This is a genomic window from Pricia mediterranea, assembly GCF_032248455.1.
GTDB classification, from domain to species: Bacteria; Bacteroidota; Bacteroidia; order Flavobacteriales; family Flavobacteriaceae; genus Pricia; species Pricia mediterranea.
This window is the reverse complement of the sequence record NZ_JAVTTP010000001.1, coordinates 2500207-2516351: the sequence shown is the minus strand read 5'-3', so window position 1 is coordinate 2516351 and position 16145 is coordinate 2500207. Positions and strand designations below refer to the sequence as shown.

Annotated in this window: 12 protein-coding genes; 8 read left to right on the top strand and 4 right to left on the bottom strand. The window is 47.3% G+C overall.

The features are described from left to right. The first annotated feature begins 508 nt into the window (after window positions 1-508). The 4 genes from RQM65_RS10325 to RQM65_RS10310 all read left to right on the top strand — a co-directional run bounded on the left by RQM65_RS10325 (window position 509) and on the right by RQM65_RS10310 (window position 4009). Entirely contained in the window at window positions 509-1507 is a 999-nt protein-coding gene (locus RQM65_RS10325; protein ID WP_314014750.1) for an NAD(P)H-dependent flavin oxidoreductase, read from the top strand. 127 nt (window positions 1508-1634) lie between these two features. Further along, complete coding sequence (locus RQM65_RS10320) at window positions 1635-2690, top strand: YheT family hydrolase (protein ID WP_314014748.1); 1056 nt, start codon at window positions 1635-1637, stop codon at window positions 2688-2690. 82 nt (window positions 2691-2772) lie between these two features. After that, window positions 2773-3258: a c-type cytochrome gene (locus RQM65_RS10315; RefSeq protein WP_314014746.1), complete on the top strand. Its 486-nt coding sequence runs from the start codon at window positions 2773-2775 to the stop codon at window positions 3256-3258. A gap of 178 nt (window positions 3259-3436) precedes the next feature. Next, window positions 3437-4009 carry a sugar O-acetyltransferase gene (locus RQM65_RS10310; RefSeq protein WP_314014745.1) on the top strand — a complete coding sequence of 191 codons (573 nt, stop codon included), beginning with the start codon at window positions 3437-3439 and terminating at the stop codon, window positions 4007-4009. 121 nt (window positions 4010-4130) lie between these two features. Here RQM65_RS10310 and RQM65_RS10305 read toward each other — a convergent pair whose 3' ends face one another. Beyond that, on the bottom strand, window positions 4131-5759 hold the full coding sequence (locus RQM65_RS10305; protein WP_314014743.1) for a SulP family inorganic anion transporter: 1629 nt from the start codon (window positions 5757-5759) through the stop codon (window positions 4131-4133). A 306-nt stretch (window positions 5760-6065) separates the two neighbouring features. Further along, window positions 6066-7049, bottom strand: coding sequence for a phytanoyl-CoA dioxygenase family protein (locus tag RQM65_RS10300; protein ID WP_314014742.1), 984 nt, complete (start codon window positions 7047-7049; stop codon window positions 6066-6068). Between the two features lie 153 nt (window positions 7050-7202). Between RQM65_RS10300 and RQM65_RS10295 the strand changes: the two genes are divergently transcribed. The 3 genes from RQM65_RS10295 to RQM65_RS10285 all read left to right on the top strand — a co-directional run bounded on the left by RQM65_RS10295 (window position 7203) and on the right by RQM65_RS10285 (window position 9725). Then, a complete protein-coding gene (locus tag RQM65_RS10295) occupies window positions 7203-7592 on the top strand; it encodes a hypothetical protein (RefSeq protein WP_314014740.1) in 390 nt (129 codons plus the stop codon). Window positions 7593-7692: 100 nt separating this feature from the next. Beyond that, entirely contained in the window at window positions 7693-8214 is a 522-nt protein-coding gene (locus RQM65_RS10290) for a DUF421 domain-containing protein (RefSeq protein ID WP_314014739.1), read from the top strand. 509 nt (window positions 8215-8723) lie between these two features. Continuing rightward, on the top strand, window positions 8724-9725 hold the full coding sequence (locus RQM65_RS10285) for an NAD(P)H-dependent glycerol-3-phosphate dehydrogenase (protein WP_314014737.1): 1002 nt from the start codon (window positions 8724-8726) through the stop codon (window positions 9723-9725). Between the two features lie 115 nt (window positions 9726-9840). Here the strand turns inward: RQM65_RS10285 and RQM65_RS10280 are convergent, their stop codons facing one another. Then, window positions 9841-11529 (bottom strand): glycerol-3-phosphate dehydrogenase/oxidase, encoded by a 1689-nt coding sequence (locus RQM65_RS10280; protein WP_314014735.1) that lies wholly within the window; start codon window positions 11527-11529, stop codon window positions 9841-9843. Between the two features lie 51 nt (window positions 11530-11580). Then, a complete protein-coding gene (locus RQM65_RS10275; protein WP_314014733.1) occupies window positions 11581-14691 on the bottom strand; it encodes a UvrD-helicase domain-containing protein in 3111 nt (1036 codons plus the stop codon). A 139-nt stretch (window positions 14692-14830) separates the two neighbouring features. Here RQM65_RS10275 and RQM65_RS10270 point away from each other — a divergent pair, with 139 nt between their 5' ends. After that, on the top strand, window positions 14831-15439 hold the full coding sequence (locus tag RQM65_RS10270) for a superoxide dismutase (protein ID WP_314014731.1): 609 nt from the start codon (window positions 14831-14833) through the stop codon (window positions 15437-15439). The last annotated feature ends 706 nt before the right edge of the window (window positions 15440-16145 follow it).

Sequence of the window (16145 nt, the reverse complement as noted above, 5' to 3'; positions counted from 1 at the left end):
GAAGTTTACATTTTTCTTCCAACAAATATTCGACAAAGATAAAAGACCGTTAGGCTTTTAGGTCCCGGAAGAAGAAGAAATTTTTCATTGCAGATAGTCTGCATCTGAGTGTAGCTCAACGACAAAGGCTTGCAATGAATCCATCTAAGTGCGATTTTTTTTAATGCTTGTCCGCTTAGAAACCGAAAGAGCATTTTGCTGCCTTGGGCGGTTCTACCGAGCGCAGCCGAGGTATAGTCGAAAGGTCAAACCGAAACGTCTCGACTGCCAACCTGTACTGAGTGCAGTCGAAGTAATCGACGGGACATTCTTAACTCAAGTTGATCGATTGGGTGTTCTTCGGTACAAGCATTTTTTCCTTTGGGAAGTCGCTCTTCCTCCCAGCAAGATTCGGGCAAATCGAAAATACGGTATCGGACCTTCCCAAGCTGAACTTCCCGCCCATCCAAGAAATTGGTCGCCCCGTGTTTTACATTTATATTTGTAGGATATCTTAAAATCAGATTCCATGTCTTCGAAGCCGTCCGTTAAATCAGTAGCAAGCCCATCTTTTATTAAAGATCTTTCACTTCCCGCCATTGCCGCCCCCATGTTCTTGATTTCCTGTCCGAAATTGGTCGTCGAATGCTGTAAGGCGGGCATAGTAGGCACTTTTCCAGCCCTGAACCAGCGTACCAGCGAAGGTTTCGAGGCGTGGTTGGTCGAAATCAAGTCCGAACTTCAAAAATTCGAAAAGGAAACCGGCCGAAAGCCCGCCCCTTTCGGAGTCAACCTGATCGTGCACAACACCAACCCTAGGGTCGAGGCCGACCTTAAACTTTGCGTAAAGCATCAGGTACCTCTGATTATCACGTCATTGGGCGCGGTCAGCGAGGTGGTGGATGCGATACATAGTTACGGGGGACTCGTATTTCATGACATCATTAAAAAACGCCATGCGGAAAAGGCCCAGGAAGCGGGGGTGGACGGATTGATCTTGGTGGCAGCGGGAGCCGGCGGTCACGCGGGAACCACCAACCCGATGACTCTGGTGGCCGAAATCAAGCGATTCTTTAACAAGACAATCATTCTTGCCGGATGCATTTCCACCGGTCGCGATATCGCCTCGGCCCTTCAAATGGGGGCGGACCTCGCCTATCTCGGCACCCGCTTTATCAATACCGAGGAAAGCAAAGCTACCGATGCCTACCGTAAAATGATCATAGATGCAGGAGCCGGCGATGTGGTCTATACCGCAGCAATTTCCGGGGTACACGCCAACTTTTTGGGAGCTAGCCTTCAGGCCGCCGGCATCACGGCAGAAGATTTAAAAAAGGACACCAAAATCGATTTCGGAAAAGAGCTCGACACCGAGGCCAAGGCCTGGAAAACCATTTGGTCCGCCGGGCAGGGTTCCGCGCTTATCGACGATACCCTACCCGTCGCGGAACTGGTCGAGCGTTTAAAATCAGAGTTTAAGACCTCTATTGAAGAGCAGGCCAAGCTGTTGGAAAAATTCAAGGTCTAATCGTCGCTTTGCGGCTGTTCAAGGTTCAAGGTCGATCACTATCACCCTCTGAACCTTGAAACCTTCAACCTCAAATAAGCCAAAACATACATTCGAACCTCCCTGACCGTTGTTCAACACCCTTTTTATGCCGTTACTACCAACAGACTACAATCCCCCATTTTGGAGCAGAAGCGGGCACCTATCTACCATCTACTCTGGGCTCTTCCGAAGGGTAGTCGGGCTCCACCAAGAACGTGAACGGCTCGAACTGCCCGACGGCGATTTTCTGGATTTGGACTGGAGCTTTGCGGATCGCGCAGCATCAAGAGAAATGAGGTCGGGAGAAATACCATCCGAGGAAATGCCGTCCCGTAGAATTGCAACCGAGAAAGAGGCATCCCAAGGAAAAACATCCCATATGGTGGCCATTCTTCTTCACGGGTTGGAAGGGAATGCCCAACGCCCCTATATTGTCGGAAGCGCTAAGATCTTCACCGAGGCGGGCATCGATGTCTGCGCGGTCAACTTCAGGGGCTGTAGCGGAGAGACCAATCGGTTGTTCCGCTCGTACCATTCCGGGGCTACCGAAGATTTGGATGCCGTGGTACGACATATCCTAAGCGAGAAAAAATATAGCGATATCTATATCAAAGGCATCAGTTTAGGGGCGAACATGGCCTTAAAGTACGTTGGGGAGGACCGAGAAATATCCAAAAGAATAAAGGCGGTCATCGCCGTATCGACGCCCTGCAACCTCCATAGCTCCTTAAAGGAACTATTGAAGCCCAAAAACTTTGCTTATGCTCTACGGTTTCGGAACCATCTGGTAGGCAAACTGCTGCTAAAGTTGCCCCTTTTCCCCGATAAAATTACAGCGGAGGACATCAAAAGCATAAAGAACCTAAGAGATTTTGATGAAATTTATACCGCTCCGGCACACGGATTTAAGAATGCACTGGACTACTACGAGCAATGCAGCTGCCGTCAATTTTTACCGAAAGTAAGGGTGCCCTCCCTGATTATCAATGCGGGGAACGATTCGTTTCTGGGCCCCGAATGCTATCCGGTCAAGGAAGCTGAAAAGTACAAAATGATTCATTTAGAAACCCCAAAATTCGGCGGTCACGTGGGATTCGTCGATTCAAGGAATCGTTATTATTCCGAAAAAAGAGCAATAAAATTCCTGAGAGAGCTCGTTTAGATTGATCGATTCATTATATTAGGGGCTGCAAATTGAAATGCCTTAATTCCTCGGTGGGGACAGGCGTAAAAAAAATACACAAATGAAAAAGTTACTTGTATTGTTTGCCTTAGGCGGATTGGTCATCGGCTGTGGCGAATCAAAAAAGGAAGAAAAGAAAGAAGGTTTTGAAATGAACCGCACAAAAAAAGAGGATAAGACGACAGAGGCCAAAAGCGAAGGCGTGCCGGTCGATATGGACAATCAAGGGGTAGGTCCGTTCAAGGACATCTCCTTCGACAGTGACATCGACCAGGAAATGGCCTCCGCGGGAGAAGCCAAGTTCAGTGCCATCTGCACGGCCTGCCACATGGTCGATAAGCGTATGATCGGTCCCGCCCTTAAAGGCGTTTATGAAAGGAGAAGCCCGGCATGGGTGATGAACATGATCATCAATCCCGATGGCATGCTGAAAGAGGATCCGATTGCCAAGGCCCTGCTCGAGGAATATAACAACGCCATCATGTTAAATCAAAACCTGTCCGAAGAAGAAACCCGAAACATTGCGGAGTATCTACGAACGCTATAGACCTCGGTTCTTTCACTGAAAGAGTGTGTCAAAGAGTACTTTTACCCTACGATGACCAGTGAGGTAAAAGTACTTTTTTTCCTGGCGGATTCTTCCTACTGGTATGGCAGCAATGTATTTGGAAGTCGATCTCTCCAAGGAACTATGTTAAAATCAGTCTTGTCATCAATACTTGTTCATGACCGAAAAAGAGAAAATGCTTCAGGGGGATTACTACGATTCCAGAGATCCGGAATTGTTACATATGTACCACAGGGCCCGGAAACTAATTAAAAAATATAATCACCTTGATTCGGAACAGACTCAAGAACGTGAGCGTTTCCTAAGTGAACTCTTCGATTACAAGGGTCGGGGCGTTTGGATCGAAGCTCCATTTTTCTGTGATTACGGAGAAAACATATCCATCGGGGAAAATACGTTCGTCAATGCGAACTGCATGTTTTTGGACAACCACCGAATCACCATCGGAAAGGACGGTTTGATAGCACCTTTCGTACAGATTTATACCGCGAACCATCCCCTAAAAGCTACCGAGAGGATTATCGAAACCGATAACGGGTCTCGCTACCGCACTTTTGCCGAACCTGTCAGCATTGGAGATAAAGTTTGGATTGGAGGGAATTCGATTATCTTTCCCGGCGTAACCATTGGGAATAATGTAACCATTGGAGCGGGAAGTGTGGTTACAAAAGACATCCCCGACAACGTCTTGGCGTATGGAAATCCTTGCAAAATTCAGCAGGTGCTTTAGATGTTTCAACAGCAAATGTCGACGTAAACGGCTTGGACGACACCATTTGGATAGGCAGAAAAACAAGCGAACGAATCGGACAACCACGTGAGGCTGTTGGATTATACACTGTACTCCAACCCTAGAATCCCCAAATATTGTAAGGGTTTTTTAATTCGTCATCGTCTCGTTTGTTCCCATTGTCCATCATCACCTTGTAAGTCGGGTCTTCAAGCACGTTCACATCGATAATCTCGTCGGCATTTCTGATCAACCGAATGCAGTCCCTACTCAAGTGGCGCAGATGCACCTTTTTGCCGACCTTGGCATAGCGTTCGGTGATTTTGTTCAGCGCATCGATACCGGATTGATCGGCGACGCGGCTTTCCCTAAAATCGATGATAACCTCATCGGGATCGTTCTGAACGTCGAATTTTTCCCCGAACAGGGTAGTCGAACCGAAAAATAGCGGACCATAAATCTCATAATGTTTAACGCCATTCCCGTCGATTCGCTTTCGTGCCCGGATTCGCTTGGCATTTTCCCAGGAATAGGCCAAGGCGGAGATGATTACCCCTAGCAATACGGCGATAGCCAAATTATGGGTGATTGCCGTAATCAGGGTGACCAGTACCATTACTACCACATCGGAATTCGGCATTTTTCGAAACGTCCTAAAACTGGCCCACTCAAAGGTGCCGATGGCGACCATGAACATCAGGCCGACCAAAGCGGCCATCGGTAAACGTTCGATCAGGCTGGAACCGAACATGATGAACACCAATAACATAATCGCCGCGGTAATACCGGACAAGCGGGCCCGCGCCCCTGCGGATACATTGATCAGACTCTGCCCGATCATGGCGCATCCGCCCATCCCGGAAAGAAAACCGGAAAAGATATTCGCCGTACCCTGTGCGACACACTCTTTGTTACTTCTGCCCCGCGTCTCCGTAATCTCATCGATGATGTTCAGCGTTAAAAGGCTTTCGATCAGACCGACGCCAGCCACAATGGCCGCATAGGGGAATATAATCTTAAGGGATTCGAGGTTTATGGGAATCTGCGGGATGGACAAGGGTGGGAATCCGCCCTTTATGGATTCTCCTTCGCCCATGATTCCGGCCACGGTCAGGGTGTCGACCCCGAACCCGATGACAATCGCCGAGACCACCACTATTGCCACCAAAGAGGAAGGTACCGCCTTGGTCAATTTCGGAAGTCCCCAAATGATCAGCATGGTCAACAAGGCCAAGCCCAGCATGGTCAAAAACGGACCCGCTGGCAAAAGCTCTTCCGTACCTTTCTGATAGAAGTTAGGAAACTGGGCCATAAAAATGATAATGGCCAGTCCGTTTACGAAGCCAAACATCACGGGCTGCGGCACCAAGCGGATGAACTTTCCCAAACGAAGCAGCCCGGCCGTAATCTGCAATGCACCCGCTAAGATCACCGTTGCGAAAACATAATTGAGGACGGTTTCCGGTTCGATACCGGGAAAATTCCGCTTAAGCTCCAAGATCAATCCGATAAAGACTACCGCCACGGCCCCGGTGGCACCGGAAATCATTCCGGGTCGACCTCCAAAAATCGAGGTAATCAAGCAGAGCACAAAGGCGGCATAGAGTCCCGTCAGGGGAGAGAATCCAGGGATCAGGGCAAACGCAATAGCCTCTGGCACTAAAGCCAGGGCAACGGTCAGACCGGAGAGGATTTCAGTCTTATAATCGACTTTCTGCCTAAAGTCGAAGAGGTTGAGATACTTTTTCACGGGGTCGGTTTTTTTGAGCGGGCAAAAATACGGCATAAAATGGTATTAGCCAATACTGATGGCTTAATGCTGAAAACCTGAGGTCTAGCCTCTGAACAATACAAAAGACATTTTTTTGCTCAGGGCACGGACATTTTCGCGCCTGCCCTAATTTTTATCCGTTGAGAAGACGTATATGACCCTGTGCAATGCCCGATTCCGACAATCGTAGAAAGCCAATGATTTGAAAGAGCTGTTGTTCCGACATCACGAATCTGCCCCTTGCCCCCAATGCGACCGCTTTTCAGTCGTACGGGTGCATCTTTACTAGTTCCCTGTCTCCCATTTGGACGAGCCCAACAATCTTTTCCCGAGTTCAGTCAGTTCGGCCCTACCGTATTTTTCCTGTTCCCAATTCCTGGGATCACCGGGAAAAGCGTATCCTTCAGGCGCAATACGGTGTTTCCACGAGTCGATACGCCATTGCCGCAACTTTTCGTTGTCCTCTTCGGCGGGCATCATGGAAATATATTGGGCGATGCGCACCTTATCCCTTGATTTGTTCGGGCGTATACCATGAGGCAGGGTGCTGTTGAAAATAAGCAGGTCGCCGGCCTCCATTTTAACTTTCACCAGTTTATCCTTGAGGTCGGAAATATCGGGCTGGAAACGATCTCTATCTTCCGGCTGGGTTTTTTTCCATGTGTCGTAATTGCGGTACAACCAGGGAATACATTGAAAACCGCCCATATTTTCATCCATCTGATCGGCAAGGGCCAAGACGCCCTGTACGTTTTGGGGTCTCGTCTCGGGATCATAATCCCAATGGATAAAACCTCTTTTATCCGAATCTGGCGGCAAAGGGAAATTGAGATTGGCCCTATCAATGGTCACCCAAAGCTTTTCGGTACCCCACACATCGACGAAAGCATCGTACAACCGGGGCATTTGCCGGTTGTTCCAAAGATGCTGATGGTTGTAGACCTCGACCATTCCGGTACCGGTCAGCTCCTTCATTTTCATTTCGGCACGGGGCGGGGCATACCAAGTTCTGGAATCGCCGGGATCTTTTTCATCGAACTCCCAAAGAAAATCGGCGGTTGCCTGTGCCTGTTTTTTGGGCACGGCGTTCTTTATCACGATATAGCCGTTGTGTATCCAGAATTTCCAATCGTCTTCGCTCAAAACACGTAAAGGCTCCTTATTGCTGCGTTCGTTCAACTTTTGTTGACTGCTCGTGGCCGTAGAAGGATTCCCCGGTATTTCCTTGTGGGCCTTATTGGCCATTTCCATTTTATGCTTCGACTTCATGGAGTAGGAATTTTTATAGCGATAAATTACGTAATTTCGTCAATTGAAATATAATGAAAGTGCTTAATTTTTCAAAATCGGAAATCCCATAATAGAGGAACAAGTATGGTTCATATGAGCATTACCACTTGAAAATCTTAAAACAATCCATCAGTGAAAACTAAATTCTCCTATCTAGTACCTCTTGTCGCCCTCTTCTTTATGTCCTCATGCGCCCATCGTTTGGTCGGCACGTGGACGGTGCAGAAATACGAATCCGTAGGCCACGGGAATAAAGGAATTTCAGTTCAGAATGTCGGCTCGATATCCTTTGATAAGGATGGTACGGGCCGGAAGGAAATGAACTATACGGTACTGGGGGTCGAGAAAGACGACAGCACCCCTTTCCAATGGTCGGCCACTGATAGCTATATCACCATTGACGGCGAGGATTCCGACCTGTCGAAAACCTGGATATTCGTGGAAAACAAGGGAAAGAGACAACAGTGGAAATCTACCGATGGCAAGAACCAGGTACAGACCTTGGAACTGGTGAAGCAATAGAGATCAAAGCACCAAAATGCAAGATCGAAGGTCTCCGGATTGGTCGGAGTAGGTATCGCCGCAAAGCTTTGGTGAAAGCCTCATCATTAAAATAAGTAGCATGGAAATATTTACATCCTTAGAACCGTGGACCATTGTTCAAATGGGGGTTGCGGCCTTATGTATCTACATATATATCATGTTGGTTACGCGAATCGCCGGGAAGCGGACTTTCGCCAAGATGACCAGTTTCGATTTTGCCGTGACCATAGCGATGGGGTCGATTTTGGCGGATGCCGTGAACAAACCGGTATCTAGCTTAATGCCGGCGTTTGTCTCCTTGGCCCTTTTGGCTTTTTTACAAGTGCTATTCGCCAAGATACTTTCATCTTCCGACAAAGTCGAGAATTTGGCTACCAACACCCCCATTTTATTGATGAAGGATGGAGAAATCTTTGAGAAAAACCTTAATAAGGCCTTGGTCAGTAGGGCTGACCTGATGGGAAAACTGCGGGAAGCGAATGTGCTACAACTTTCGGAAGTTAGAGCGGTAGTATTCGAGACTACTGGCGATATCTCGGTATTACACACCACCGAAAACACGGAACTGGAAGAGGTAATCATGGAGGATGTTTCAAATTGAGATTTCAAAAAAATCCTTATTTCCAATGGTGTAGAAGTGCAACTCCGGAAAATCAGCCTAGCCCCTGCCCTCGATGGATGGCTAGCATTGCTAACAGATTTCTCTTAAGTTTGTAAACAAAACCGCCCTAGCTTTACTAAGCCAGGGCGGTCTCTAACTAAATAACCAACCAAAAATCGTGATTTTCTCAAAGTGCTGTTCTGCTACTATTAACGCAGCATAGTACGCAAATAGTGCCTTGGGCTTACTTAGCGGATGTTAAAGTATTGTGCGTTTCATCGTATTTGTCCCAAAAAGAAGTCATTCATCGATCAATGGGATTGAAATGCACTTTTTTAAGCTTACATAAAGACCATTACATCCGGAACGGTCGTGGCCGATCCAAAGACTTAGGACCGTTCTTCACTTTAAAATGAACCAATCCTTCAGAATTTCGCTCTGGAAAGCTGGCTCCAGGTCCACGCCGTACGGTTCTTTAGCTTTCATTTTTAGCCCTATTTTTGTCAAATATGGAAAAGAACGGAAAATTTGCAGTCATCGGGGGCGGAAGCTGGGCGACAGCCATTGTTAAAATGCTTTGTGTCAATCAGGACAGCATAGGATGGTACATGCGCAATTCGGATGCGGTAGGATATATTAACATCCAAAAGCACAACCCCAATTATCTGAGCTCGGTCACTTTTGATACGGACAAGCTCAAACTGACCGATGATATCAACGTCGCCGTTCGCGAGGCGGATATCCTAATCTTTGCCGTGCCGTCGGCATTTTTAGGTAGCGAACTCAAAAAACTGAACGTCGGCATTCAAGAAAAAATAATTTTTTCGGCGATTAAGGGAATAGTTCCCGAATCGGGAATGATCGTCGGAAAACATTTCAACACGGAATACGGTGTTCCCTTCGAGAATATCGGAGTAATTACCGGTCCCTGTCACGCAGAAGAGGTCGCCTTGGAACGCTTGTCGTACCTTACCATTGCCTGTGCCGATACCGAAAAGGCCGAGTACGTTGCAGAAAACCTTCGCAGCCAATATATCAACACCAGGGTAACCGAAGACATCATCGGAGCAGAATACGCCGCCATGCTCAAAAACATATACGCCATTGCAGCGGGGATTGCCCACGGCCTCCGCTACGGCGACAACTTTCAGGCCGTGCTGATGAGCAACGCCATCCGCGAAATGAAGCGGTTTACCAAGCGTATCCATAAAATCGACCGGAACATCAACAACTCCGCCTACCTTGGTGATCTCTTGGTGACGGGCTATTCCACCTTCAGCCGCAACCGGATGTTCGGCAATATGATCGGCAAGGGCTACACCGTAAAAAGCGCTCAAATGGAAATGAGCATGGTCGCGGAAGGATACTATGCCGCCAAAAGTGCCTACGAAATCAAGTCCAAATTCAAAAAGAAGGCGAGAACGCCCATCATAGATGCGGTGTACGCCATTCTATACGAAGGGAAAAATGCGAAACAGGTTTTCTTGGAATTGACGGAGGAGCTGGATTGAAACTACATCGCGGGCAAAGCGAAGCAATCCGTTCAACATCATAGCGTGTTCAACGGATTGCCGCGTCGCTTTGAACTTGTCGGTAAGTTGAACCATTAGTCCCCACTCCTCGCAATTACTGCCGAGATTGTCCCCGCTCCAATGAAAAATCGGAATGCTCCTCCAATTCTTTTTGTAAAGTTTCGCGCCAGGACGAAATCTGGGCATGGTCGGCTTCGTAGATGGACTTAAATTCTTCCAAAATCGGCTCCATTAAATTTCGGACGCTGTCGATATCGAAGTACAGTCGGCCCGTTCTTCGGATAAAGAAGTCCATAGGATTCTGCACCATTTCGAAGTCGATGCAAAATCGAAGTTCGGCTTTGGCCATACGCACGTTCTTATCGCCATCCCTTAAGGATGCGTAGGTTTTCAAAATGATTTCCGTTTGCTTTCCGTAGCAGGTGACCAAAACCCAGGCGTCGTGTTCGGTAAAGCCCTCCGGCTTGATACGTCTGTACACCTCGCCGATGTATTTTGTAACGTCCTTGAACTTTTTAAACCCTTCATTGCCGCAGAGGGGAATGTCGTCGGTAAAGCACTCCTTGAGTTTTTTGCTTTCGTTCTCGTCTTCGTCTATCTTCTTGGCGATACGGTCAACGACCCGTTCGGCCATTTTGCGGTATCCGGTCAACTTGCCCCCGGCAATACTGATAAGGCCCGTATCGGAGGTAAAAATCTCGTCTTTTCGAGACAGTTCGGAGGCGGACTTTCCTTCTTCATGGATCAAGGGCCGTAGTCCCGCCCAGGATGAAATGATGTCTTCCATCTCCAACTCGATTTTGGGAAACATATTATTGACCGCGGAAATCAGGTAAATGGCATCCGCAAGATCCGTATGTACATCATCTTTGTCCTTGTTGAAGTTGGTGTCGGTAGTACCGATATAAGTAACCTTGCCCCGCGGAATGGCAAACATCATCCGGCCATCGGGCACATCAAAATATACCGAATGTTTTACAGGCAGTTTTTCGTAGGGAAACACTAAATGCACGCCCTTGGTCAAATGCAGTTGCTTCCCTTTTTTCGAATTGTTACGGCTTCGCAACTCATCGACCCACGGCCCGGCGGCACTGATTACATACTTTGATTTTATACCGAACGTTTCATTTGAGAGGACATCCTTGACCTCGACTCCCGCTACTTTCCCATCCTCATAAATAAAGTCCTCGACGGCGGCATAATTCAAGGCCTCCGCCCCGTACTGTAAGCTGGTCTTGATCGTTTCTATGGTCAGCCGCGCATCGTCGGTACGGTATTCGGCATAATAGCCCGCGCCCTTTAATATTTTTTTGGGCAGCAAGGGCTCCAATTTCAGGGCCTCTTTTTTATCCAACATTTGCCTTTTGTCTTCTCCTTCGACCTGGGCCAGGATATCGTACACCTTTAGGCCGATTGAAGTCAACCACTTTCCGTAAGAACCATTTTCTATCAACGGTAACAGCATTTTTTCGGGAAGCACCAGATGCGGGGCCAACTTATGAACTATGGCTCGTTCGGAACCGACCTCCTTGACCAACCAAAAATCGAACTGTTTCAGGTAACGTAGCCCGCCGTGAATCAGTTTAGTGGATTTGCTGCTCGTGCCCGACGCGAAATCGCCCTTTTCGACAAGAGCGACCTTTAATCCACGCGAAGCGGCGTCTAAGGCGATTCCCCCGCCCGTAATTCCACCGCCGATGACAACAAGGTCATAGTTGGTATTGGATAGACTTTCGACGGTTTTACCCCTATTCAGGTACGAAAATTTTATGCTGTTCGCCATTTTCTTTTTTTTAATTTTTAGCTGTGGCCACAAGGTACGAATTGTTATGGATCACACCCTCTCGACCGTGACCGACTCGTTGATATAGACAATCAAACGATTGTTGATCTTATAGCCCATGGCCTGTAGCGCATCGGCATACGTATAGAGTTGCTCCTTGTACTTTGGATCGGGCCTGCCCGTTTTATAATCGATCAGGGTTGCCTCGTTCCCTTCTAGTACCACCTTGTCCGGCCTCAGGATTTGCCCATTGGAGGTGATGATATCCCTTTCGTTTTTGACTATTCTATTCTCCTGGAAATATTCAGTCAATTCCGGATGATTGACTACTTGACGTATACTTTTCTCCACGTTTTCAATTTCGTGGTTGGCCACATCCCCGTTCCGAAACAATCCTTCCAATGCGGTCTCGATATCTCTTTCGGTCTTTACAAGGCCCAAAGCATGGTGGATGAGGTTCCCTTTGGTCAGGGCTTCCTCCCTCCCCGTATCCCAGAGCATTCCCGCTTTCGTCAGGATACGGAATCCGGGACGGTTCTTAAACGTATAACGATAGGCCACCTGCTCGTGGGAAGCAACGGGCAAAGCCTCGGTATTTACGTTTAATTGGCCAAAACTGTAGCTGTTTTCATCGTCTGACCACAGTCCTTTTTCTTTCAGATAGGCTATAAAAAGTCCCGAATACAGATCTGTCTTAGGTTCGCCCTTTTTGGTCAGGTCCTTTTCACTGATAACGTACAGGGCCTTTTCGGCGCGGGTCAGGGCAACATAAAGTACGTTGAACGCGTCGAGCTCCATCTTATGTTCCTCCTCGCGGTACAATTCCGCCGCCACTTCGCCGTAGTTTTCGACTTCCTTTTTTTCGTTGACCAGTACCTCTTCAAAACCGTTGAAACGATCCGGATCTACGGGGAGCCACATCTTTTTGTCCGTCCGCTTGTAGATATTCTCGTTAGCAAAGGGAAAGATAACGATGGGAAATTCGAGTCCCTTTGCCTTATGGATGGTCATGATCCGAACCGCATCGATGCTGTCAGGGGCCGATATGCCGAGTTTGCCCTTTTTCTTTTCCCAATGGGATAAGAAGGATGAAATACCGATACCTTGCTTTTGCTCAGTTTCAAAAACGACATCCATAAAGTATGTGATATAGGCATCGGATGACGGAACCAGATCAAATTGTTTGATGGCCAATTCCATGGCATCATAGATCGATATCTGTTGAAGAATCCTTATATCGAAGCCGTAACCGGTCCGCAAGAGGGTAGCGGTGTTGTGCAGATTGTTATAGATAAAATGGTGTGGATTTTCTTTTTCAGATGATAAAAAGGATAAAATTTCATAAGCCGTTTCAAGATTGGTCACATCTTGGCCGAATTCCAAAAGATGGACCAAAAACCGCACCTTGTCGCTACTGTTCAAAAGCAGACTTTCGGAAGATATGGTGGGGATGTCTTGTTGCGCCAGGTAATCGGCCAACAAGACGCCTTCTTTTTTGCCCCGGACCAATATGCAGATGGAATCATACCCATATTTTTTATCGGTCAGGACTTGGATAGTCTCCAGCACCGCTCCGCAATACCGATCGTTCTTGTCCGTGTCTTCGTCCTGTGCTATAAAGCTCAGCTGTACCTTTCCACCCTTTTTGGCATTGTATCGCTGCCGGTTGCCCTCGACGAAAAGCTTATGGTACAGTTCATTGTTCAAAAGTGGGCCTGTAGCCGTAAAAAAGTCGTTGTTAAATTTGATGACCTCTTCATGACTGCGATAGTTAATAGGCAGCATCTCGGTAAGTGGCGTCTCGACAAACGGATTTTCGACCGCATTGGCGAGGTTCAAAAATTGCTCCGCCCTTCCGCCTCGCCACCTGTAAATGGCTTGTTTGGCATCGCCGACCAGGAAGAGCGAACCGCGTCGCCCCTGCATGTCCTCACTTTCAAGGGCATTGCCTATCAAGGGCACAAGATTATTCCATTGCAGGGCGGAAGTATCCTGAAACTCGTCGATAAAATAATGACGATATTTCTCGCCCAGACGCTCATAAATAAAGGGAGCAGGCTGGTTTCTGATTTCCTTGGATATCAAGGCATTGAACTCCGATATCGACAATTGGTCATTTTCAGACTGCACCGCCTTCACCTCTTGTTGGATGGCATTGAGGACCGTTAGGGGCACGATATTACCGGCGGCGTTCTTTAGGAACGCCAACTCGAAATACCCGGTTTTAAGGGAGTCAAAGATTGTGGTGAGTCTCGTATGCAGCCCATCCAGTTTGGACTTGACATCGTCGGGTGCGGATTTGTTGTATAGTGTTGCGGTTTCAAAATTTTGCTTCCAACCAGCACTAAAATCCATATTGAGGTCCCCATCCGCAATCTTTCTCAGGAACTTGGGGAAATAGCTTCCGGTAAAATCGGAATTCTGCAAGCCCTCTTCCTCGATCAGTCGCAAAGTGGTTGAAGCGGTCTCGATTAAGTGTCCCCCTACTGTTGTCGACTTTCCATATAGTATTTTCTTCAATTCCAGAAAATCGTCGATTTCCTTATTCTTGAGTTTTTCAAGGTGTGGGGTATGGGTTTCGTTGAAAAGCAGTTTCCCGATATTAAAAAGATCGATGCTGACATCCCAACTCTTATCCTCGTCTATTTTTTCGAGGGCGAAATCTAAAAGCACGTTGGTCAACTCCTTATTCGTACCCGCTCTATAAATCAGCCGTGCTACGGCCTCATCCAGCAAAAGGTCGCTATCGAGAATTACCTCGAAATTTTGGGGAAGCTTCAAGTCCTTGGCAAAGGTACGGATCAGGCGATGGGTGAACCGGTCGATGGTGGAGACATCGAAAAAGGCGTAATTGTGCAGAATTTCCTTTAGCGTCTTTCTAGACCGTTCCCGAAGGGTTGGCGCATCGATCTGCAGCTCGTGCATCAAATCCCGAAACAGTGGCGGTGCCAATTGGATATCGTCCACGGTACCGAATTGGTACAGGCTGTCGAGAATTCGCCGTTTCATCTCGTTCACCGCTTTATTGGTAAAGGTGATGGCCAGGATCTTTTTGAAACGACCCGGCGTCGAAAGGGCAATCTTTAGATAGCTCTTGGTAAGGGTATGGGTCTTACCCGAACCAGCAGAGGCATCGAAAATTTTGAAGGGTGCTGGATGCAAGTGCTTTTTTACGCAAAATACGGATTCTATCGCTGTTCTTAACAAATAATTAGGGAGATTTACCTGTTAATACACGTATATTAGCTGTTAGGCACATTACGTGCTCAAACAACTTTCTATTAATCTAAAACACTATAAAATGGCTTTTGACTTACCAAAATTACCATACGATTTTGACGCGCTGGAACCCCACATAGATGCTCGCACCATGGAAATTCACCACGATAAGCACCACGCGGGCTATACCAAAAAATTGAATGCCGCGATTGAGGGAACGGACTTGGAGAACAAAAAAATAGAGGACATTCTGCAAAATCTCGACATGTCGAATACTGCCGTACGCAACAACGGAGGTGGGTTCTATAATCACTCCCTTTTCTGGAAAATGATGTCACCCGACGGTGGTGGCAAACCTTCCGGAGATGTCGCTAAAGCTATCGACGATGCCTTCGGCTCTTTCAATGACTTTAAAGAGAAGTTCAGCGATGCCGCCGGTTCTCGATTTGGATCGGGATGGGCTTGGTTGTGTGTGCATAAGGGAGGTAAGTTGGAAATCTGCTCCACTCCCAACCAAGACAGTCCGTTGATGCCCGACACCGGTTGTGGCGGACGTCCGATATTGGGACTCGACGTTTGGGAGCATTCCTACTACCTAAAATACCAAAACAAGAGACCCGAATATATTGATGCGTTTTTCAGCGTTATCAATTGGGACGAAGTTTCTAAACTGTACGCCGACAATAAGTAAGCCGAGCTCACAAGTTATGAACTAGGAAATTATCTCATGAAAAAAGGCCTGCCGCATTAAGTTGCGGCAGGCCTTTTCCGTTTAACAAACTATCTTCTAAATCTTATTGCACCAACTTGCATTCGATATTATGACCCCGCCCAGCGGCGGGGTTAATTCCGCCTTCCATTTTGTAATCTGCCTTGGCAGTTGCAAAATGGGGCCTGATTAAATAGAAAAGGGCGGAGAAGTCTCCACCCTTTTCGTCCCAAATCTTACCATAAACTTAACCTACTTATGCTATGGCGATGTAAAAATACTGGTATTACGACAAACAAAAAAGAATTTACCTCGAAATTTACGTATTTATTTAAAATTCGGGTCTTGCCAATAAAAAGGCGGAACAACTTGTTCCGCCTTTTCCCCAAATCTTACCATGAACTTAACCTACTTATGCTATGGTGGTCCAAAAATAGGCCAAGGCCGCCTGTCAAAAAAAGGTTTTAGACCAAAGGACGTTTCTTCGGCTGAACTGCGGAAATCAATGGCCAATACTAGAAAGTAGTTCATAAAGAAGGGGGGGGGGAAGCCTCAAAAGTGGGAACAATGGTGGGAAGTGAACTCACTTAAACTTTTTTCTGAAACCGAGAATTTCGGCTTTTGTGCCCTAACGAAGGCTTTTTTGAGCAGCATGGCCATAGTTCGACGCGATCAAAAGACAAAATTA